The sequence below is a fragment of the Streptococcus cristatus genome (assembly GCF_001588905.1).
In the GTDB taxonomy this organism is placed as follows: domain Bacteria; phylum Bacillota; class Bacilli; order Lactobacillales; family Streptococcaceae; genus Streptococcus; species Streptococcus cristatus_N.
This window is the reverse complement of sequence record NZ_LAWH01000032.1, coordinates 1-19,306: the sequence shown is the minus strand read 5'-3', so window position 1 is coordinate 19,306 and position 19,306 is coordinate 1. Positions and strand designations below refer to the sequence as shown.

22 protein-coding genes, 1 pseudogene and 1 riboswitch are annotated in these 19,306 nt (G+C 42.5%); of the genes and pseudogenes, 15 read left to right on the top strand and 8 right to left on the bottom strand.

Features of this window, described 5'->3' with window-relative positions; translation table 11 throughout:
• Positions 1–34 precede the first annotated feature (34 nt).
• The 3 genes from A0765_RS06950 to A0765_RS06940 all read right to left on the bottom strand — a co-directional run bounded on the left by A0765_RS06950 (position 35) and on the right by A0765_RS06940 (position 2,532).
• Positions 35–1,318 carry an aminotransferase-like domain-containing protein gene (locus A0765_RS06950; RefSeq protein WP_062005567.1) on the bottom strand — a complete coding sequence of 428 codons (1,284 nt, stop codon included), beginning with the start codon at positions 1,316–1,318 and terminating at the stop codon, positions 35–37.
• Positions 1,319–1,456: 138 nt separating this feature from the next.
• Positions 1,457–1,969: a transcription repressor NadR gene (locus A0765_RS06945; RefSeq protein WP_062005566.1), complete on the bottom strand. Its 513-nt coding sequence runs from the start codon at positions 1,967–1,969 to the stop codon at positions 1,457–1,459.
• A 38-nt stretch (positions 1,970–2,007) separates the two neighbouring features.
• Positions 2,008–2,532 (bottom strand): ECF transporter S component, encoded by a 525-nt coding sequence (locus A0765_RS06940; RefSeq protein WP_061422930.1) that lies wholly within the window; start codon positions 2,530–2,532, stop codon positions 2,008–2,010.
• 207 nt (positions 2,533–2,739) lie between these two features.
• On the opposite strand from A0765_RS06940, the gene A0765_RS06935 reads away from it, so the two are divergent.
• The 5 genes from A0765_RS06935 to A0765_RS06910 all read left to right on the top strand — a co-directional run bounded on the left by A0765_RS06935 (position 2,740) and on the right by A0765_RS06910 (position 6,777).
• Positions 2,740–3,078, top strand: coding sequence for a zinc ribbon domain-containing protein YjdM (locus A0765_RS06935; RefSeq protein WP_005590197.1), 339 nt, complete (start codon positions 2,740–2,742; stop codon positions 3,076–3,078).
• A gap of 8 nt (positions 3,079–3,086) precedes the next feature.
• The gene (locus tag A0765_RS06930; RefSeq protein ID WP_062005563.1) at positions 3,087–3,713 is read left to right on the top strand and encodes a Pr6Pr family membrane protein; all 627 of its coding nucleotides are present in this window, start codon (positions 3,087–3,089) and stop codon (positions 3,711–3,713) included.
• 285 nt (positions 3,714–3,998) lie between these two features.
• Positions 3,999–4,526, top strand: a complete 528-nt coding sequence (pyrR, locus tag A0765_RS06920) for a bifunctional pyr operon transcriptional regulator/uracil phosphoribosyltransferase PyrR (protein ID WP_005590199.1) — start codon at positions 3,999–4,001, stop codon at positions 4,524–4,526.
• Positions 4,523–5,803, top strand: a complete 1,281-nt coding sequence (locus tag A0765_RS06915) for a uracil-xanthine permease family protein (protein ID WP_045497156.1) — start codon at positions 4,523–4,525, stop codon at positions 5,801–5,803. Before pyrR ends, A0765_RS06915 begins: the two co-directional genes overlap by 4 nt.
• A 56-nt stretch (positions 5,804–5,859) precedes the next feature.
• The gene (locus A0765_RS06910) at positions 5,860–6,777 is read left to right on the top strand and encodes an aspartate carbamoyltransferase catalytic subunit (RefSeq protein ID WP_045497159.1); all 918 of its coding nucleotides are present in this window, start codon (positions 5,860–5,862) and stop codon (positions 6,775–6,777) included.
• Between the two features lie 148 nt (positions 6,778–6,925).
• Here A0765_RS06910 and A0765_RS06905 read toward each other — a convergent pair whose 3' ends face one another.
• Both A0765_RS06905 and A0765_RS06900 read right to left on the bottom strand, forming a co-directional pair.
• The gene (locus A0765_RS06905) at positions 6,926–7,492 is read right to left on the bottom strand and encodes a LytS/YhcK type 5TM receptor domain-containing protein (RefSeq protein WP_062005559.1); all 567 of its coding nucleotides are present in this window, start codon (positions 7,490–7,492) and stop codon (positions 6,926–6,928) included.
• A 4-nt stretch (positions 7,493–7,496) separates the two neighbouring features.
• A complete protein-coding gene (locus tag A0765_RS06900) occupies positions 7,497–8,474 on the bottom strand; it encodes a nucleoside hydrolase (protein ID WP_062005557.1) in 978 nt (325 codons plus the stop codon).
• A 121-nt stretch (positions 8,475–8,595) separates the two neighbouring features.
• Positions 8,596–8,640, bottom strand: a riboswitch (PreQ1 riboswitch).
• A 133-nt stretch (positions 8,641–8,773) separates the two neighbouring features.
• Here A0765_RS06900 and A0765_RS06895 point away from each other — a divergent pair.
• The 4 genes from A0765_RS06895 to whiA all read left to right on the top strand — a co-directional run bounded on the left by A0765_RS06895 (position 8,774) and on the right by whiA (position 11,997).
• Entirely contained in the window at positions 8,774–9,157 is a 384-nt protein-coding gene (locus A0765_RS06895) for a RidA family protein (RefSeq protein ID WP_005590207.1), read from the top strand.
• Between the two features lie 67 nt (positions 9,158–9,224).
• Positions 9,225–10,115 carry an RNase adapter RapZ gene (gene rapZ, locus A0765_RS06890; RefSeq protein WP_045497166.1) on the top strand — a complete coding sequence of 297 codons (891 nt, stop codon included), beginning with the start codon at positions 9,225–9,227 and terminating at the stop codon, positions 10,113–10,115.
• Positions 10,112–11,089 carry a YvcK family protein gene (locus A0765_RS06885; RefSeq protein WP_062005555.1) on the top strand — a complete coding sequence of 326 codons (978 nt, stop codon included), beginning with the start codon at positions 10,112–10,114 and terminating at the stop codon, positions 11,087–11,089. The genes rapZ and A0765_RS06885 overlap by 4 nt, the downstream gene beginning before the upstream one ends.
• The gene (whiA, locus tag A0765_RS06880) at positions 11,086–11,997 is read left to right on the top strand and encodes a DNA-binding protein WhiA (protein WP_062005553.1); all 912 of its coding nucleotides are present in this window, start codon (positions 11,086–11,088) and stop codon (positions 11,995–11,997) included. Before A0765_RS06885 ends, whiA begins: the two co-directional genes overlap by 4 nt.
• 32 nt (positions 11,998–12,029) lie before the next feature.
• On the opposite strand, the gene A0765_RS06875 is transcribed toward whiA, so the two are convergent.
• Positions 12,030–12,998, bottom strand: a complete 969-nt coding sequence (locus A0765_RS06875; RefSeq protein WP_062005550.1) for an NAD(P)/FAD-dependent oxidoreductase — start codon at positions 12,996–12,998, stop codon at positions 12,030–12,032.
• 110 nt (positions 12,999–13,108) lie between these two features.
• On the bottom strand, positions 13,109–14,425 hold the full coding sequence (locus A0765_RS06870) for an FAD-containing oxidoreductase (protein ID WP_062005548.1): 1,317 nt from the start codon (positions 14,423–14,425) through the stop codon (positions 13,109–13,111).
• A gap of 193 nt (positions 14,426–14,618) precedes the next feature.
• On the opposite strand from A0765_RS06870, the gene A0765_RS06865 reads away from it, so the two are divergent.
• The 6 genes and pseudogenes from A0765_RS06865 (at position 14,619) to rpsU (ending at position 19,089) form a co-directional block, all read left to right on the top strand.
• Positions 14,619–14,975 (top strand): DUF1304 domain-containing protein, encoded by a 357-nt coding sequence (locus tag A0765_RS06865; RefSeq protein WP_062005546.1) that lies wholly within the window; start codon positions 14,619–14,621, stop codon positions 14,973–14,975.
• A gap of 112 nt (positions 14,976–15,087) precedes the next feature.
• Positions 15,088–15,465: a BlaI/MecI/CopY family transcriptional regulator gene (locus A0765_RS06860; protein ID WP_005592027.1), complete on the top strand. Its 378-nt coding sequence runs from the start codon at positions 15,088–15,090 to the stop codon at positions 15,463–15,465.
• Between the two features lie 15 nt (positions 15,466–15,480).
• Positions 15,481–16,986, top strand: a complete 1,506-nt coding sequence (locus A0765_RS06855; RefSeq protein WP_062005544.1) for a M56 family metallopeptidase — start codon at positions 15,481–15,483, stop codon at positions 16,984–16,986.
• 296 nt (positions 16,987–17,282) lie between these two features.
• Positions 17,283–18,014, top strand: coding sequence for a polyphosphate polymerase domain-containing protein (locus A0765_RS06850; RefSeq protein ID WP_062005542.1), 732 nt, complete (start codon positions 17,283–17,285; stop codon positions 18,012–18,014).
• A gap of 11 nt (positions 18,015–18,025) precedes the next feature.
• A pseudogene (locus tag A0765_RS06845) lies at positions 18,026–18,709 on the top strand (DUF4956 domain-containing protein).
• Between the two features lie 203 nt (positions 18,710–18,912).
• A complete protein-coding gene (gene rpsU, locus A0765_RS06840; protein ID WP_000048054.1) occupies positions 18,913–19,089 on the top strand; it encodes a 30S ribosomal protein S21 in 177 nt (58 codons plus the stop codon).
• Positions 19,090–19,092: 3 nt separating this feature from the next.
• Here rpsU and A0765_RS10505 read toward each other — a convergent pair.
• Positions 19,093–19,306 (bottom strand): hypothetical protein (locus A0765_RS10505; protein ID WP_306452467.1); only part of this gene is annotated, 214 nt, incomplete at its 5' end.

The window sequence follows — 19,306 nt, the reverse complement described above, 5'->3', positions numbered from 1 at the left end:
TAAGAGAAATTCAAAAAGTTGTAGGACAATAAGCCTACAACTTTTTTAAATAATCTTTAAATTTTTCCAGATTTTCCTTTAAATCATCAAACCGTATCTTAGCATAGTGGTAGGGGCAAGTCTGAATGTAGCTGCTTTCAAAAAAGTCCAGCGGCAGCTTGCTATGTTTTAGCGAGCTGACTGAGGAGAGGGACTGGAGGTCAAAAATCACACCATCGGTTGTTAACCGGTGGGGTAGAGGGAAATGAAGGTCGTCCAAGAGGAATTGTGCCTTATTCTTTTCAATTTCCAGTTGGTTCAATAATGCCAGACGATTCTTTTCAAACATCAGATTGTCAATATAGAGGGATAGAGCCTTTTGCATGATGAGGTTACTGTCGTAGTCAACCGCTTTTTTATAGGACAGAAAGGTCTCTCGAATCTGAGGTGGCAGAGCCAAGGCTGTAATGCGCAGGGCGGGAAAGAGACTGGTAGAAAAAGACTTGATATAGAGAACATGCTGGCTGTCATCTAGATAGTAAAACGGCAGTTCTCGCTTGCTATCAAAGTCAGCCAGATAGTCGTCTTCAACAATATAGACATCATAACGATCAGCGAGGGCAAGGATTTCTTCCTTTTCCTGACGGCTATAGGAATGTCCTAGTGGATAGTGGAAACGGGGAATCGTATAGAAAAACTTGATTTGCCTTGTTTGAAAAATTCGCTCCAATTCTTTCAGGTCAATCCCAGACGGCTTACGCTCTATGGTCTCATAAGGTAGTGTCTGATTTAGCAGTAAATCATTGATACGGTGGTAGGTGGGTTGCTCCACCAGAATGGTGTCTTTACCATTGGGGAAGTCAATCTGAGAGAGAATGTAGAGAGCTTGTTGGGTACCGGAAGTCAGAATCAGATTGTCTGCAGAAGTGTAAACTGCGGAGTCCAAGAGCAAGCGCTGGACTGACTGTCGCAGCTCCTCCAGTCCTTCTTGCTGGGAGTAGTAGTTAAAAAGATAGTTTTCTCGACCAATCAGCGTTTCATTGACACAAAGGCGGAAGTCTTCATAGGCTTGATGGCGGTCGTCTGTCACAGCCAGCTCGATATCTTCCTTTTTATTTTGGTCATTTTCCAAGACATAGTAGCCGCTCTTAGGCACAGCATAGATGTACTTCTGATAACGAAGCTCAATCAGAGCCTTCTGGGCAGTGTCCTTGCTGCAACTGTAGCGGTCTGCCAGCTTGCGGACGGAGGGTATCTTTTGCCCCGTACTAAGCCTTCCCTTTTCAATGTCCCTAATAATTTTATCCATGATGACTTGGTATTTTGTTTTTGCTGCCATTCTGTCCCCCTACAGATTTCTTTCTCTTATTTTACCTTATTTCTAGGAAGCTGACAAAGTTTCTTGTTCATTCAAAATATAAAAACCAGCCTTGAATTTCCTTCAAAACTGGTTCAATCTAGAATATTTGCCTCACGCTTATTCTTGCAGAAAGCCCAGTGTAGCTAAGGCTTCCTCTATATAGTCTAGGTCCTGCTGAGAATCCGCTTCGATTAGATGGTAGTGAACTCCATTTGTTAGCTCGGATAAAGCACGAAAATCGCTCTCTGAGACTTGCTCTAAAAATTGCTGCACATCGCGACGACAGGTCAATTTCAAATAGGTCTGGATTTCCCCATAGACAGGATGCTCAATCATGATATTTTGAACCCGTCCGCCATTATCAACGATAGCCAAAAGTTCGGCTTCGATATCGTCGGCTTTATGCTTGAGTTTAAAAAGGCGGTGAAAATGAGCGGGTTCATTGCTTTCTTTATAGAGATAGCCCCTATTGGTACTGATAATCGGAGCACCATCGGCCCGCAGCAGAGCAATATCCTGAACGATAATCTGACGAGTGACATGAAATTGTTCCGCTAAAAATTGTCCGTTTAAAGGTTGCCGAGCTTCTTTCAAAAGGTCTAATACATCATTTCTTCGTTTTTTTGTCATAACTTCATTGTAAATCAAATCTCTAGAAGATTCAAGGTTTAGCGAATCTTTTTCAGAGCCTGATAGACAAATTTGGCAATGACAAAGTCCACCATGCTGTGTACAATTGTACCAAATCCAACTAAACCGAAGAGGATATAGAAGGCATTCGCCGGATAGGCTGTTGTCGTATAAAAGAGAATGCAGACCACTACCTCACCAAAGGCATGAATCAGGGCCAGCACAAAATTAAAGATCCAAGTCTTTTTCTGACTGTCCAGTGTTTCGGGATGCTTTTGCAGGTAAAGAGCTCCGATAGTACCGAAGAGTAGGTGAGACAGGGCTCTTAGGGTGATGATGAAAGGAAGACCGGACATGAAAAATCCGATGGTAGAGCCGAGGACGACAATCACTGTCATGAGTGGTGAGATGAACATGGCCAGAAAGATTGCAACGTGGCTAGCTAAAGTGAAGGAAGCGGGCGGAATGACAATCTTAATCGGCATAACCAGCGGAATAACGATGGCTAGGGCAGTCAAGAAAGCGGTCAGTGTCATAAACTGATTTTTGGATGTTGGTTTCATAATAAACTCCTTTTAACTTCTGTATATACACTAGAATAGTACATTGTTTTGACATAAAAGTCAAGAAAGTTTTTTAAAAACAAGTGATTTTCTTTGTCCATTTGTCAAATAAGATAAAATATCGTATAATAAGACGGTAAAATATGGCTGTCATTCGATTCTTATTCTTTTCTGAATGTCTGCCCACTTATAAGGAGAAATGAATTAATGAATAATTTGCCAAATTGCCCAAAATGTAACTCAGAATACGTTTATGAAGATGGTGTCCTCTTGGTTTGTCCAGAATGTGCCTATGAATGGGATCCTGCAGAAGTTGCAGCAGGAGAAGCTGGTCCAGTGGCTATTGATGCGAATGGAAACCAGTTGGCCGATGGGGATACAGTTACCTTAATCAAGGACTTGAAAGTCAAGGGTGCTCCTAAGGATCTCAAACAAGGAACTCGCGTGAAAAATATCCGCATCGTCGAAGGCGACCACAATATTGACTGTAAGATTGATGGATTTGGTGCTATGAAGCTCAAGTCAGAATTTGTCAAGAAAATCTGAGAAGCGCTATGAATAAAAAAGTAATTCTTTCTTATCGCCTTCTTCTTCTTGTTTTGGCTTTTGTAGGGGTCTATCTGGAAATTGCTAAACTTGGCGTGGGAATGCTGATGTACTACACGGTCTTGTCTAATCTTCTGGTTCTGTTATTTACCGCCTATCTCATTTTTAGAATGTGGACGGACAATAACTGGGAGTGTCCCAAGCTGTTGCGCGTGAAGGGCGGGGTAACCATGTGTATCATGATCACCTGCGTCGTTTATCACTTGCTCTTAACTCCGATTGCGACGGATTTTTATCGGCTGGAAAATTTCCTTTGCCATTACATTGTGCCCCTCATGTTTTTCTTTGATACTCTTGTATTTGATAAAACGCGGCAGTATCGTTGGTTTGATCCCATTTCTTGGACAAGTGTCCCCTTGATTTACATGATTTTTGCCCTGATTAACGGTTTTTTCTTGAAAATTGATATTCCGAATGCTAAGGATAAACCCTTTCCCTACTTTTTCCTGAATGTCTATAAGCATGGTTGGCCTTATGTCATCAAGATGTGCCTGATTATCTTTGTGGCCTATCTGGTCTTTGGTTATATTTTTTACGGAATCAAATCTATCTCATTTTCAAAGAAGAAAGTTTAGATTCTTATAATAGGAATAGAAAACAGATGTTCTCTGTTTTTTATTTTGTTGAAATGGACCAGCAATTTATCGTAAAAAAAGTTCATTTTTTTCTTGAAATAGAATTGAAATTGTGGTATAGTTATAAACAATTAAATAGTCCTTTAATTCTATCCAGAGAGATAGGCAAGGAGCAAAGTAAAAATGATGGGTGGAGTGTGACAAGTGCGTCTTGTTTCAGCCTGTCTCTATTTTCTGAGGTCTCCTTGCAAAAGGAGGCTTTTTTAATGTTTTTAGGAGGTTTAGATGAAGACAAAGGAAGTTGTCGATGAGATCACTATGAATCGTGCCATCACGCGAATCACCTATGAAATCATCGAGCGCAACAAGGATTTAAGCCAAATTGTTTTGGCAGGCATTAAGACCAGAGGGGTTTTCATTGCCAAACGCATCCAACAACGACTGGCTCAGCTTGAGAAAATTGAGATTCCAGTTTGCGAAGTGGATACAAAGCCCTTCCGTGACGATATCAAGGTCAAGGAAGACACGACAGTGATTCCAGTTGACATTACTGATCGTGAAGTGATTATCGTTGACGATGTGCTTTATACAGGCCGAACTATCCGCGCAGCCATTGATAATCTTGTCAGCAATGGGCGGCCATCACGTGTCAGCCTCGCTGTTCTAGTGGACCGCGGGCACCGTGAGTTGCCGATTCGGGCAGACTATGTTGGCAAAAATATTCCAACGAGCCACCTTGAAGAGATTATTGTTGAAATGACTGAAAAAGATGGTCAGGACCGAGTTCTGATTGTAGAGGAGGAGACAAGATGAGTCAAGAAGTTAAATACGATGTCCATGATATGCCAAAACCTGGCTTACTCTTAGGACTTTCATTCCAGCATTTATTCGCCATGTTTGGTGCAACGGTGTTGGTTCCGATTCTGGTGGGAATTGACCCAGCGGTAGCCCTGTTTTCAAGTGGTTTGGGAACGCTGGCCCACTTGACAGTGACCAAGTACAAAATTCCTGCTTATATGGGCTCCAGCTTTGCTTATATCGCTGCCATGCAAATCCTAATGAAGACAGATGGGATTGCTGCGGTTGCGCAAGGTGCTATCACGGGAGGTTTGGTCTACTTCATCGTAGCCCTCATCGTGAAATTCGCAGGTAACGCTTGGATTGATAAGATTTTGCCGCCAGTAGTGGTAGGGCCTATCATCATGGTGATTGGTCTGAGTCTAGCGGGCACAGCCGTTGGCGATGTGATGTATAAGACTGTTGGAGACCAGAAGGTCTACGACATTACCTACTTTGCTATCGGGATGGTAACTCTCCTCTGTGTCATTTTATTTAACATCTACGGTAAGAAAATCGTTGGTATTATTCCGGTACTGCTGGGCTTGATTGTTGGCTATATCTTCGCTCTGATCGTCGGAGCGGTGACAGGTCAGGAGATTATCTCTTTTGCTAACGTGACAAAAGCTTCTTGGTTCCACGTTCCACCGATGAATCTTCCATTTATAGATTATGATTTTAAATTGTATCCAAGTGCAATTCTAACAATGGCACCGATCGCCTTTGTAACGATGACAGAGCACTTTGGGCATGTAATGGTTCTGAATAGCTTGACAGGTAAAGATTTCTTTAAAGAGCCTGGTTTGGATAAGACTTTAGCTGGAGATGGTCTGGCTCAGGTTATCGCGGGTATCTTTGGTGCTCCGCCAGTGACTAGCTACGGTGAAAATATCGGGGTTATGGCGCTCAATAAAATCTACAGTGTTTATGTGATTGCTGGTGCTGCTGTATTAGCGATTGTCATGAGTTTTGTCGGGAAAGTATCCGCCCTGCTCCAATCGATTCCAAGTCCAGTTTTGGGAGGCATTTCCATCGCCCTCTTCGGGGTAATTGCTTCCAGCGGTTTGAAAATTCTGATTGAAGCGCAAACCAATTTTGACAACAAAAAGAACCTGCTGATTGCCAGTGTCGTTCTGGTATCTGGTATCGGTGGTCTGACCCTGCAACTATCAGGTCTGCAAGTTTCAGGAGTTGCCTTGTCAACTGTTCTCGGAATTGCCCTCTACCTCATCCTGCCAGAACCTAAAAATTAGGCTGACGAGATTGCTACATTTGTCCAAAGTTTTTAATAAAAAAGGAGTATAACATCATGTCATCAAATCAAATCGCACTTAAAAATCTTGTATCTATGGAACACCTTACGAACGAAGAAGTAATGGCTTTGATCAAGCGAGGGATTGAATTTAAAAACGGCGCAAAGGTTCATTATGATGAGCAGCATATCGTTGCAAATCTCTTCTTTGAATCTTCAACTCGGACTCACAAGGCTTTTGAAGTAGCAGAATTAAAACTTGGATGCGACCTGCTTGACTTTGATGTCAAGACAAGCTCAGTCAACAAGGGAGAAACCTTGTACGACACGATTTTGACTATGTCAGCTCTCGGTGTAGATGTCTGTGTCATCCGTCACCCTGAGGTGGACTACTATAAAGAATTGATCGAAAGCCCAACGATTACAACTTCTATCGTAAATGGTGGTGATGGTTCTGGTCAGCATCCGAGCCAAAGTTTGCTTGACTTGATGACAATTTACCAAGAATTCGGTCATTTTGATGGTTTGAAAGTAGCCATCGCTGGTGACCTTGATCACTCTCGTGTAGCCAAATCTAATATGCAAATCTTGAAACGTCTTGGTGCCGAGCTCTTCTTTGCTGGTCCAGATGAGTGGAGAAGTGCGGAGTTTGCTGACTATGGTAAGTTCGTAACGATTGACGAAGTGATTGACCAAGTGGATGTCATGATGTTCCTCCGCGTACAGCACGAACGCCATGACTACAACTCCATTTTCTCTAAGGAGAATTATCATAAACTCCACGGTTTGACGCAAGAACGCTATGATCGTATGAAGGATACCGCTATCTTGATGCACCCAGCGCCTGTTAATCGCGATGTAGAAATTGCAGACCATTTGGTTGAAGCTCCCAAATCTCGAATTGTAGAACAAATGACAAATGGCGTCTTTGTCAGAATGGCAATTATTGAGGCTGTTCTCAAGGGACGCAATTAATCTCAGAATGTAGCTTGTGAGTAGGCTTGGACTCAAGAAGAGTCTGCCTACTCCTTTTTTAAAACTTAACCTTAAAAACTTATAAAAAAACAAATGTTAAAATCAAAAGAACTACTCGAAATCATGTTTTCTGAGTAGTTCTTTTGATTTATGCATTGCTGGATTTTGCAAAGATTCTTGGGATGACTTTTTTGAGTTGTGGGATGAAGACGAGGCTGACCCCAATAATGATGAGGCGGTCTGCATAGTCGGTTAGCGCTTGGACGATGATGGTGCTGGTGACCAAATCTAAGCCTAAACCGTGTAAACCTTGAACGATAATACTAGATCCGCTTGGGGTAATTCCTTTGAAGACTATCACAGTGATCAGAGAGGCCAAAGCAGTAGCTGGTAGAGAGACTAGAACCGTTTTCCAGAGGAGGTTTAGTCTTGGTTTTGAATCAGAAGTGAAAAAGACCGAGACAAGAAAAGCCAAAAGAATGGCTACTGGAGAGAAATAAATAGCAGAAATGTCTGTTGTAAAGGCGCTAATAAGAGCACTGGCAACCGCAGTTCCTACTCCGAAAATAGGTCCTAAAACGAGGCTGGCTAATATCGTTCCAAACGTATCCAAATAAACAGGAAGTTTTAGAAAAAGTGCGATGTTAGCACCGATATAGTTTAGAGCGATGCAGATAGCTGTAAATGTAATGGTAAATGGCGTTGTTTTTTTCATAATCTTATCCTAAATTTAAAGTTTCTAGATCTTGGCAGATGATTTCCTTTGACGAGTTGAGTATCACGGAGAGAAAATCCTGAAAGAAGAGGTGGGTGTTTACTTGGGTCAGCACCTTAGCATTGGCTTGCTTACCATAAAAATGATAGGCATCAACTAGCGTTTGTCCCATGGCAATGCCTTCCGTTGCAATATCGACGAAGGAGTCAAATCCTTGACAAAGGTTTTCATAAAGGAAATGGGCAACGGCCAATGGATCGTTGATGACACAGCCGATGATATGTTCATACTCCCAATGAAAATCCCAGTAAAAACGAGTGATTTTTCCGATAAAGTCAGCGACTTCAGGATTGATAAAACGCATATATTCCAAGAGATTAGGCGTCAAGACAATCTTTCGCGTGACATCTAGACCGACCATTTCAATCTTTTTTCCAAGTTTTTCATAGGTTTCTCGGGCTGCATGCGGATCGCACCAGTAGTTGTACTCCGCTACGGGTGAACAGTTGCCGTGCGATTTGTAGCTGCCGCCCATGCTGACAAACCGGTCTAGATGCTTACCAAGTGTAGGATTTTCCCTAAGAGCCAAAGCAATATTGGTCAAAGGCCCTAGTGCAATGATGGAAGTGTCACTATTTTTCTGGAAATAGTCTGCCAGATAGTCATAAGCTGCTTGTGGCTGGACTTGGGTGGAACTGCTTCTTGCTATCCCGCTTTCCCCCAATCCATCCATGCCGTGGGTATCCTGAGCGGAGACGAAGTCACGAACCAAGGGCTTGTCGGCTCCTGCATATACTGGAATATCTAGCCGATTCAGCCTTTCTAGGATTTTAAAGGTATTTTCAAGACCAAGTTCCACTGGGACATTTCCAGCAACTATGGTCAAAGCAACGACCTCTAAGTCAGGGTGTTGTAGGGCATAGAGCAGGGCTAGGCTGTCGTCTATGCCAGGATCGCAGTCAATAATAACTTTTCTTTTCATAGGTCCTCCTTTTGAGAAATAAAATAAGGCTGAAACCTCCGTCTCAACCTCTCAGTTAGTTCTGCCAAAGTGGCAGGACACCAGAAAAAACTATGCGCAATTACATTACTTTAGAATATAAGGGTACTTAGTTTTTTATACTGGGAAGTTTGCGAACCAGTCCAAAACAAGTGTTTTGAATTATGCATTTACTATCATAAAGAAAAATTTCCTAAAAGTCAATGGGAAGGAGGACAAGAATAGTCAGTCTTTTGACTTTATGATATAATAAGTAAGATAAAAGAAATGAGGAGAATACAATGGCAAAAATAGTACAAACAGATAAAGCACCAGCAGCAATCGGACCATATGTTCAAGGAAAAATCGTTGGTAACCTTCTATTTGCAAGTGGTCAGATTCCTTTGTCACCAGAGACAGGAGAAATTGTAGGAGCAACGATTGAAGAGCAGACCCAGCAAGTTCTAAAAAATGTAGGAGCTATTTTGGAAGCAGCTGGAACAGATTTTGACCATGTGATCAAGGCAACCTGCTTCCTAAGTGATATCAATGATTTTGTGCCATTTAATGAAGTCTACAAAACAGCTTTTAAGAGCGAGTTTCCAGCTCGTTCGGCAGTAGAAGTGGCTCGCTTGCCTCGTGATGTAAAAATCGAAATCGAAGTCATTGCTGAGATTGTAGAATAAATGATTGGGACCGGGAGAAGTTTCCCGTCCTTTTTTAGAAATAAAATGTTAGACGAAGGGAGAAAGAATGGCTGAACACAAGATTCAATTAGTGATTGTGACAGGAATGAGCGGTGCCGGAAAGACTGTTGCCATCCAGTCTTTTGAGGATTTGGGTTATTTTACCATTGATAATATGCCGCCGACCTTAGTACCAAAGTTTTTGCAGTTGGTCGAAGGGACAAAGGACAATGATAAGTTGGCTCTGGTTGTTGATATGAGGAGTCGCTCCTTCTTTTTGGAGATTCAGGATATTCTGGATGAGCTAGAAAGAAGCACGGAAATTGATTTTAAAATTCTATTTTTGGATGCGGCCGACAAGGAGTTGGTGGCTCGCTATAAGGAAACTAGACGCAGTCACCCTTTGGCAGCTGACGGGCGAATTTTAGATGGAATCAAACTGGAGCGTGAACTCTTAGCCCCTCTGAAAAATCTCAGTCAAAATGTTGTAGATACGACAGAACTGACACCACGGGAGCTCAGAAAGACCATCTCTGAACAATTTTCAAACCAGGCTGATCTGCACAGTTTCCGCATCGAGGTTATGAGTTTCGGTTTTAAATATGGTTTGCCTCTGGATGCGGACTTGGTTTTTGATGTGCGTTTCCTGCCAAATCCCTACTATAAACCTGAGCTGCGTAATCAGACAGGATTGGATAAGGATGTATTTGACTATGTCATGAACCATGCTGAGTCAGAAGAATTTTACCAGCATTTGCTGGGCTTGATTGAGCCAATTTTGCCCGGCTATCAAAAGGAAGGAAAATCTGTACTGACCATCGCAGTCGGCTGCACGGGCGGACAGCACCGTAGTGTGGCCTTTGCACAGCGTTTGGCGGATGATTTAGCGAAAAACTGGCCAGTTAATGCCAGCCATCGTGACAAAAATCGCCGGAAGGAAACGGTGAACCGCTCATGAGAAAACCGAGAATTACAGTTATCGGCGGCGGTACAGGAATTTCAGTCATTTTAGACAGCCTGCGGAAAAAGGATGTAGAAATCACAGCCATTGTCACAGTTGCAGATGATGGCGGCAGTTCTGGTGAGCTGCGGAAAAACATCCAGCAGCTGACACCGCCGGGTGATTTGCGAAATGTTTTGGTGGCCATGTCTGACATGCCAAAGTTTTATGAGAAGGTCTTCCAGTATCGCTTTGCCAAAGGAGACGGCGTTCTAGCAGGTCATCCCCTTGGGAATCTGATTATTGCAGGCATTTCTGAAATGCAGGGATCTACTTATAACGCCATGCAGCTTCTGACTAAGTTTTTCCATACAACAGGTAAAATCTACCCTTCAAGCGACACTCCGCTGACTCTGCATGCTGTGTTTACTGATGGAACGGAAGTTGTCGGTGAGAGTAATCTAGCCAGTAAGGCTGGGATGATTGAGCGGGTCTATGTGACCAATACCTATGATGATGCAAAGCCTGTTGCCAGTAGAAAGGTGGTCCAGAGCATTTTGGATAGCGATATGGTGGTGCTGGGACCGGGTTCTCTCTTTACCTCCATCTTGCCAAACCTCGTAATCGAAGAAATCGGCCAAGCTATTTTAGATACTAAGGCAGAAGTAGCCTATGTTTGCAATATTATGACTCAACGTGGCGAAACCGAGCACTTTTCAGATAGCGACCACGTTCAAGTATTGCATCGTCATCTGGGCAAAAAGTTCATTGATACTGTCTTGGTCAATATCGAGCCAGTTCCGCGCGAGTATATGAATAGCAATAAATTTGATGAATATCTGGTTCAGGTGGAGCATAATTTTCGAGGGCTGCAGGAGCAAGTTCCGCGTGTCATTTCATCGAATTTCCTTCGGTTGGAAAATGGCGGAGCTTTCCATGACGGAGAGTTACTTGTGGATGAATTGATGCAGATTATACAGGTGCGCAAATGAGCTTTACAGTAAAAGTAAAAGAAGAGCTTTTAAGCTTATCTGTAAAAGACAAAAATGAGTTGGCTGCCATGATTAAGATGGCTGGTAGTTTAGGAATTTCTTCGACCGGCCTCACCTTATCCATTTCAACAGAAAATGCCAAGATTGCCCGCCATCTCTATGAGTTGCTGTCGGACCTTTATCAGGTCAAGTCAGAAATCCGCCACCATCAGAAGACTAATCTGCGCAAGAATCGCGTTTATACAGTATTTCTGGATCATAAAGTGGAAGAAATCCTTTCTGACCTGCACTTGGCTGACTCCTTTTTTGGTATCGAGGCAGGGATTGATCAGGCCATTTTGTCAGATGACGAAGCCAGCCGAGCCTACCTACGGGGAGCCTTCCTCTCAAATGGTAGCATGCGGGAGCCAGACTCAGGCAAGTACCAGCTAGAAATCTTGTCTGTTTATCTGGATCATGCTGAGGATTTGGCTGCCTTGATGCGTCGTTTCTTGCTGGATGCCAAGACCATTGAGCGTAAGAAGGGGGCTGTTACTTATCTGCAGAGAGCTGAAGACATCATGGATTTTCTCATTGTCATCGGGGCTATGGAAGCTATGGCTGAGTTTGAGTCTCTTAAGCTCATGCGGGAAGCGCGCAACGATCTTAATCGCGCCAATAATGCAGAGACGGCGAACATCGCTCGCACGGTCACAGCCAGTATGAAAACCATCAACAATATTGCCAAAATCAGCGATAATATTGGCATAGAGAGTTTACCTGTAGACCTGCAGGAGGTAGCTCAGCTTCGTATCCAGCATCCGGATTACTCTATCCAGCAGCTAGCTGATAGTCTGAGCCGACCACTGACTAAGAGCGGTGTCAATCATCGCTTGAGAAAAATCAATAAAATCGCAGATGAATTATAAAAGCTGCTGAGCTTGAGCTCGGCAGCTGTTTTTTATAGGCTTGTAGAATGTTTGGGTTGGACTTTTTGCTCAGGATAGATATGGTTAATGGCATTGTTGACAGCGGTAGGAGCTTCGCCCAGACCCGTTGCAATTAAATCAATCTTTCCTTCATAGGAACAGCAATCACCAGCAGCATAAATACCTGGTATAGAAGTTTCTTGCTTGCTATTGACCAAAATCTTGTGACGGTTGAGCTCCAAGCCCCAATCTTTGAGATTGCCGACAGAGGATTTAAAACCGTAGTTGACAAAGAGATGGTCCAGAGGCAGAAGTTGGCTTTCCTCTCCCTTGACTTGGCTGATTTCCAAGTGGGTAATCTTGCCATTTTCGCCGACCAATCGACTGGGTACAAACGGTGTCTTAATCTCAACACTAGAAGCCTTGAGTTCTTCCACACTATGCTCTAAAGCCCGAAAATTATCCCGACGATGAACCAGACTGGTTTCTGCGATTTTTTCAAAAGCTAATGCCCAGTCAACAGCCGAATCGCCGCCTCCCAGAACAACAACCTTTTTACCAGCGTACTGGCTGATGTTTGAAACGTGATAGTGGAGGTTGCTGTAGGCTTCAGTATCGTCTAACTCCAAAGCCCTCGGTTTGAAGGCGCCACCTCCCATGGCGATGATAATGGTTTTGGTCTGATGCTGGGCTTGAGAAGTCGTGATGGTGAAGCCATCATCAGATTTAGTGATATCAAGCACTGTTTCATTGAGGCAGATTTCAGTCTGGAAAGTCTCCAGCTGCTCAATCAGACGCTGAGTCAACTCTTCGCCAGTCAAATTAGTAAAGCCAGGCACATCCAGAATCTTCTTTTCTGGATAGAGAATGGCTGGCTGACCGCCCAGCTGAGGCAGAGAATCAATGATTTTAACCTTGGCTTGGCGCAAATGAGCGTAAAATGCAGCGAATAAGCCAACTGGACCGCCGCCGACAATCGTAATATCATACAGTTCAGACATAATTTTCCTCAATCTTTTTAAAATAAACTAGCATTATTGTACCACAAAAAGAGGTTGAAATGTAGTTAAATTTTTATAGGGATTGTAAAAGCCCCATCAGGGGCTTAACATTAAATAGCAAATAAATCATTGAGGTTTTCAGCCAAAGTCGGGTGAGTGAAGATTTGCTTGCTCAAGTAGGTGTAGGGAATCTTATTATCCATGGCTACAGTCAGGATATTGATAATTTCCTGAGCTCCAGCTGAGAAGATAGTTGCCCCGACAATTTCCTTGGTCTCAGTATTGACAACGGCCTTGAAGGCACCGCGTAAGTCAGCATTGACATGTCCGCGAGGCATTGCTGCGACAGGAATCTCCTTAACTGCAATCGGCAGTCCTTGCTCTTGGGCTTCCTTTTCAGTCAATCCGATTTGAGCCAAAGGTGGTGTGATAAACATGCTAGTAGGGACGTTCTTACGGTCTTCCAGTGTGTAGCTGCCGTCGCCAGCCAGAAAGCTATAAAGGATACGGAAGTCATCCAGTGAGATATAAGTGAACTGCAGACCGCCATTGACATCACCCGCTGCAAAAACGCCGGGTACAGATGTTTCCAAGTGCTTATCGACCTTAATCGCTCCGCGCTCTGTCAGCTCAATGTCAGTATTTTCCAACTGCAGTGGCTCAATATTAGGCTTGCGGCCAGTAGCATAGAGCAGTGCATCAAAGCGGAATTCTCCATCCTCTGTCACAACCACAACTTCATCACCATCATTTTTAACCTGTGTGGTACGTACATTTTGTAAGAGCTGGATTCCGTCTTCTTCCATGTATTGCTTAGCTAGAGCAGCGATAGAAGGCTCTACTCGAGGGAGAAAGACAGGTGCAGCATCCAGCACAGTCACCTGGCTGCCCAATTTGTTGTAGAGTCCAGCGAATTCTAGGCCGATGTTACCGCCACCCAGAACTCCCAAGCGTTTAGGAAGTTCTTTCAGATTTTGGATGCCAGTTGAGTCGTAGACATGCTCGGTTTCAGTCAGTCCTGGAATCGGCAGGACATTGGAAACTGCACCAGTATTGATGACAATAGTCTCAGCAGTCAGTTCCTCTTTCTCATTGCCAGCTGTGATTTCGATGACTTTATTGGAAAGGAAATGAGCTTCCGCATCAATGATGTCGACACCAGCGCCGCTGATTGCTGCGTAGTTCTTCCCGTTGAGACGGCTGGTAACAGCATTCTTCTCAGCCATGACTTGGTCGAAAGCTAGGCCTTTTTCAGCTGCGACAAGCAGGGTCTTGGTTGGGATGCAGGCGATATTGATACAGGTTCCCCCGTACATAGCCTTGCTTCGCTCAATCAAAGCAACTTTTTTTCCTTGGGCCGCCATTTTGGCTGCCAATGTTTTACCGGCCTTACCAAAGCCGATGACAATTAAATCATAGGTTAACATAACTTACCTCCATTTTTCAAAAAGATTGTATCACATTTAATCAGAAAATGCTGAATTTTGCTACGCCTATTTTAAAAATGTAACCTAAAACACTTTAATACACTTTGTCCATTTTATTGGAACTAAATTTTAGCGCTTTTTCTTGCACTATGTTATACTTTTTTTCGTCATAAATTTCTATAAGGAGAAGAAAATGTCTATTATCACACTGATTTTGGCAAGCTTGCTTGCCTTGGAATTTTTCTATATTATGTACCTGGAGACCATCGCGACGACTTCAGCAGCGACAGCACGGGTCTTTGGTATGTCACAAGAGGAGTTGGAGCAGCAGTCGGTCAATACACTTTTCAAAAACCAAGGAGTTTATAATGGTTTGCTGGGTATTTTGGTTTTAATTGCGGCCTTTGTGCAGCCTAGTCCAGTTTGGCTGGGGATTTTTATGGTTTATATCATCTTGGTAGCTGCTTACGGTGCAGTGACCAGCGATCCGAAAATCCTGTTCAAGCAGGGCGGACTAGCAATGTTGACTTTGCTGAGTTTATTTTTCTAAAAAGGAGCGGGAAATAGTGATTTCCGGCTCTTTTTTTACATAATGATTGACTTTTTTATTAGACATATGTAGAATAAAATTAAAAGAAGACTTTAGAAAGTATGGAAATGTAATGAATCATTCAATTAAACGTTTACCAGATGGTGAATTTGCTATCTTAAAGATTATTTGGCACCTGCCAAATCCAACGACCTCTGCCCAAATCATGGAAAAGCTGGGCGAAGATAACCATTGGAAGCCTCAGACCTTGTTGACAGTTTTGGCTCGCTTGACGGAAAAGGGCTTTTTAGAAAGTGTTCGCAAGGGACGTGAAAGGCAGTATACGGCCTTAATTTCGGAAGAGGAATATTTAGAAGTAGAGACGTCAGACTTTTTGAAGCGCTACAGCGGACATTCCATGGGAGGCTTTGTCAAGACTCTCTTTTCATCCAATTCCTTTTCAGAAAATGAACTGGATGAGCTGCGTAATTTGCTGAATCAGAAAGAGTAAGATGAGGTAGTATCCATGAAACAGTTCCTTTTGTCTTTCCTCTTAACCAGTTTCTCAACCTCGATCTTGGTTCTGTTTTTGAGCCTTCTTTTTGCAGCCCTCAATACCAAGATTTCAGTCAAGGTCAAGTATTTTATCTGGTTTTTAATCTTGCTGAGCTTTCTATTCCCATTCCGTCCTCAATTTGGCTCTGGCTTTATTCGCCTGAGTACTGGGGCAACTGTTCAGACAGCCGTTAGAGCTAGCCAGATAAGTGGAGGGCAGGCTGTTTCTCAAGTAGCTGAAAAAGCTAGCCAGGCAAATCTCTGGGAGGCTTTTCTAGGTCTACCTTGGTTTGAAATATTCTTTGCTATTTGGCTACTTGGTTGTGCATTTAACTTAGGTAAGTATGCCTATTCTTATATCCGTTTCAAAAAGATGTTGCAACGTTGGGGGACAGAGGTTGAGGACGAAGAGACTTTGTTCCAGTTGCATTTGATCAAAGAAAAGATGGGCGTTAAAAGTAAGATTCGTCTGCTCCACTATCCTATGACACAGAGTCCAATGTTGCTGGGATTCAGGGATATTTTGATTGTGCTACCGGAGCTGGACTACACGGAGGAGGAGCTGCAGCTGATTTTTCAGCATGAGTTGACCCATTATCAGCACTATGATGTCTTGATTAATCTTTTTGCGATTCTCGCCAAGAGCCTACATTGGTTTAATCCGGTTGTCTATTTTGCCTGTCGGGAAACTCAGGAAGCAGGAGAAATGTACTGCGACTACGATGTTTTGAGTAGAAAAGACACAGCTTATCGGACTTTTTATGGTGAGACCATTCTGACGATGATTGACCGCAGTAAGAAGACTCCGATTGCTTTGACGACTTGTTTTTACTCGGATAAGTTTAATCTTAAACGACGGATTATTGGTATCATGGACAGCCGCCTACCGAAAAAGTTTCTGTCTGCTTCTTTTGTAGTGGCAGTTCCTCTACTTTTGCTCTTGACTAGCTCGGTCTTTGCTTTAGAAAATCCAGTCGCACAAGATAGTAAATTTGTCTTAGAGTCAAAGAAAGCGGAAGGACTTGGTCAGCGTCAGGTTTTAGAAACAGTTTTGAAGGAACTTTCTCTTGCTGAAAAGTACGTTAAGGATGTGCAGATTTCACATGAGAAAGGCAATTATAAGATTCTCTTTTCACATGGACAGACGGCTCATGGGATGCTTATCAATGCCAAGACTGGAAAAGTCGTCCAATCCAAGCAGCATACCATTGTCGAAAAGACAGTAACAGTTGAAAAAGAAGTTCCGGCATCATCGTCTTCTGCAGCGACTCCAGCTGATAGTGGAAGTGGGAATGGGAATGCGGGTCAGACGGGAAGTGTTAGCTCTCCGCCTCCTGCGACCAATACTGTGACAAATTCAAATACAAACACTAGTATAGCACCTGTCCAACCTCCTGCTCAAACTAGCTCTTCAAAGAGTAAGGATAAAGATCGTGATGATGACAAAGACGATGACGACGATGATGATGACGATTAGATAAAAGTTTCTACCAGTCAAGGTTTCTTGATAAAAGCAGCGATTGGTAGAATTTTTTTCTTTATTTTTGGTAGAAGCTACTCTTCAACTCATAAATTGAGGTCAATTTTCAAGTTTTTTTAAATTTTAGTAATTTTTCTCTTGACTTTTAAAAACTACAAGCGTAGAATTTAATTATAAACTACAAATGTAGAATAAAGTTTTGAAAATACTGTCCGGAAAGTAGAAAATGGTAGAGCAAGTGCTCTCTTTCTTTTAAAACCAAAAACTACATTTGTAGAAAAAGGAGCATACAAATGAAACAAAAAAAAATCCAAACGAACTTCCCACGTGTTGAAACAAAATACATTTTAGACCGTGCAATCTTGGCTCGCTTAGAAGCTGAAATGCATGCTTACCTCATTCCAGATGATTATGCGACTTCAACCATTTCAAATGTCTATTTTGACAATGATGATTTTCAAATGATCCAAGATTCGATTGCTAGAAGAGGTGGTCGTGAAAAGCTACGGATGCGGACTTATGCAGCGGAGCCAACAAAGGATAGTCAGGTATTTTTGGAAATCAAGAAAAAGTCGGAGGACGTTGGCTTCAAGTATCGACTAGTTTCAAATCTTACTTCGGTCGTTAATTATATTGAGAAAGGACTTGCAGACCAGACTATTTCTGATGAGCGGGTCAAGACAGAAGTGGAGCTGTTGCAGGAGCGTTATGCAGGCTTAAAACCGAAAATGGTGATTAGCTATGACCGTTACTCGATGAAAGGATCAGAAGATAAAAAAGTTCGTGTGACGGTTGACTCCAATATCCGCTTCCGTGATTATGATGTAGACTTGACTTTAGGACGCCACGGCTATCCTCTGTTGGAGGATAATATGGTGATTATGGAAATCAAGGTTCCAGGGGAATATCCTCAGTGGATGTCTGAAATTTTGAACAAATACGGCCTTGAAGATCAGTCCTTCTCAAAATACTGCAAAGCCTACTTAAAATCTAAAGAATTGGTTCCTCAAGCCGTCAAGGTTTAAGGAGAGAAACAATGATTACACAACTATTTAACAGTATCTATTCTTCGGCTGAAATCAAGGTTAACCCACTAGCCCTAATAGCCTCCCTCGTGACAGGCTTGATTTTGGGAATAATTTAAGCCAAGGTCTATAAGCACCAAACTATTTATACCAAGGAGTTTGTCATCACACTGTCTCTTTTGCCAGCCATTATTTCCATTATCATTTTCTTGGTAAATGGAAATCTGGGAACCAGTGTCGCTGTAGCAGGAACATTCAGTTTGATTCGTTAACGATCAGCCGCAGGAGGGTCCAAAGAAATTTTGGCCATCTTCATGGCGACAGCGATTGGGATCACGACAGGAATGGGTTTCTTAGCTCTAGGAGTTTTTTTCACGCTCCTCATTTCCTTCTTTTGGTTGCTTTTTGAAAAGATGAGCTTTAGTTCGGTTAGTCAAACCAGACGTTATGTTCAAATTCAGATTCCTGCTGAGTTAGACTATGAAGTTCTTTTTGAAGCAATCTTTGAAACAGCCTGTAAAAGTTTTGAGTTGACCTCTGTCCAGTCAGTTGACAATAAGTTTATCAAGTTAGACTATGTGGTTGATTTGAAACCAGTTGTAAGCGACCAACGTCTCATCCAACGCTTCTTACGCTATGAAAAGATTAAGAACATTTCCCTCTCGAAAGAAGCCAAAAAACGAAAGACCTTGTAAGGTAAAAACCAACTGTTTTTTGAGACAGTTGGTTTTTGTAACTTTTCAAAAATTGGATAAATCCTGATAGTTAAGTATTTCCGCTAGCAATATTTTTTGAAACCTCAAAAATCCAGACACATACGAATGACATAAAATACTTGACACGGCTTTCTATGTATGGTATCATTATATAGATTTTGGACTTGAAGGGAGTGAAAAAAATGTCAAAAACAGTAGTACGTAAGAATGAATCTCTTGACGATGCTCTTCGTCGTTTCAAACGTGCGGTTACTAAAGCTGGTACTCTTCAAGAAACACGCAAACGTGAATTCTATGAAAAACCTTCTGTAAAACGCAAACGCAAATCAGAAGCAGCTCGTAAACGTAAAAAATTCTAATAATTAGAATGAAAAAGCAGCCGATTTGGCTGTTTTTTCTTTTGGATGGAAAGTGTATAATAAAACAGAGAGTGGGACAGAAATCGGTAATTCGTTAGAATTCGATTTCGTCGTCCCACCTCCGCACAGTTGAGTAGGGCTGTAAAAGCTGATGAAATCAGCGTAGTAGAGCCCACTCAACCACTGCGTCTTGCTCGACAATCCAAAGACAATTGAG

What these genes read in the sequence shown, in the direction of transcription:
- A0765_RS06950 (WP_062005567.1), bottom strand. Translation starts at nt 1,318, where the DNA reads ATGGCAGCAAAAACAAAATACCAAGTCATCATGGATAAAATTATTAGG.
- A0765_RS06945 (WP_062005566.1), bottom strand. Translation starts at nt 1,969, where the DNA reads ATGACAAAAAAACGAAGAAATGATGTATTAGACCTTTTGAAAGAAGCT.
- A0765_RS06940 (WP_061422930.1), bottom strand. Translation starts at nt 2,532, where the DNA reads ATGAAACCAACATCCAAAAATCAGTTTATGACACTGACCGCTTTCTTG.
- A0765_RS06935 (WP_005590197.1), top strand. Translation starts at nt 2,740, where the DNA reads ATGAATAATTTGCCAAATTGCCCAAAATGTAACTCAGAATACGTTTAT.
- A0765_RS06930 (WP_062005563.1), top strand. Translation starts at nt 3,087, where the DNA reads ATGAATAAAAAAGTAATTCTTTCTTATCGCCTTCTTCTTCTTGTTTTG.
- pyrR (WP_005590199.1), top strand. Translation starts at nt 3,999, where the DNA reads ATGAAGACAAAGGAAGTTGTCGATGAGATCACTATGAATCGTGCCATC.
- A0765_RS06915 (WP_045497156.1), top strand. Translation starts at nt 4,523, where the DNA reads ATGAGTCAAGAAGTTAAATACGATGTCCATGATATGCCAAAACCTGGC.
- A0765_RS06910 (WP_045497159.1), top strand. Translation starts at nt 5,860, where the DNA reads ATGTCATCAAATCAAATCGCACTTAAAAATCTTGTATCTATGGAACAC.
- A0765_RS06905 (WP_062005559.1), bottom strand. Translation starts at nt 7,492, where the DNA reads ATGAAAAAAACAACGCCATTTACCATTACATTTACAGCTATCTGCATC.
- A0765_RS06900 (WP_062005557.1), bottom strand. Translation starts at nt 8,474, where the DNA reads ATGAAAAGAAAAGTTATTATTGACTGCGATCCTGGCATAGACGACAGC.
- A0765_RS06895 (WP_005590207.1), top strand. Translation starts at nt 8,774, where the DNA reads ATGGCAAAAATAGTACAAACAGATAAAGCACCAGCAGCAATCGGACCA.
- rapZ (WP_045497166.1), top strand. Translation starts at nt 9,225, where the DNA reads ATGGCTGAACACAAGATTCAATTAGTGATTGTGACAGGAATGAGCGGT.
- A0765_RS06885 (WP_062005555.1), top strand. Translation starts at nt 10,112, where the DNA reads ATGAGAAAACCGAGAATTACAGTTATCGGCGGCGGTACAGGAATTTCA.
- whiA (WP_062005553.1), top strand. Translation starts at nt 11,086, where the DNA reads ATGAGCTTTACAGTAAAAGTAAAAGAAGAGCTTTTAAGCTTATCTGTA.
- A0765_RS06875 (WP_062005550.1), bottom strand. Translation starts at nt 12,998, where the DNA reads ATGTCTGAACTGTATGATATTACGATTGTCGGCGGCGGTCCAGTTGGC.
- A0765_RS06870 (WP_062005548.1), bottom strand. Translation starts at nt 14,425, where the DNA reads ATGTTAACCTATGATTTAATTGTCATCGGCTTTGGTAAGGCCGGTAAA.
- A0765_RS06865 (WP_062005546.1), top strand. Translation starts at nt 14,619, where the DNA reads ATGTCTATTATCACACTGATTTTGGCAAGCTTGCTTGCCTTGGAATTT.
- A0765_RS06860 (WP_005592027.1), top strand. Translation starts at nt 15,088, where the DNA reads ATGAATCATTCAATTAAACGTTTACCAGATGGTGAATTTGCTATCTTA.
- A0765_RS06855 (WP_062005544.1), top strand. Translation starts at nt 15,481, where the DNA reads ATGAAACAGTTCCTTTTGTCTTTCCTCTTAACCAGTTTCTCAACCTCG.
- A0765_RS06850 (WP_062005542.1), top strand. Translation starts at nt 17,283, where the DNA reads ATGAAACAAAAAAAAATCCAAACGAACTTCCCACGTGTTGAAACAAAA.
- rpsU (WP_000048054.1), top strand. Translation starts at nt 18,913, where the DNA reads ATGTCAAAAACAGTAGTACGTAAGAATGAATCTCTTGACGATGCTCTT.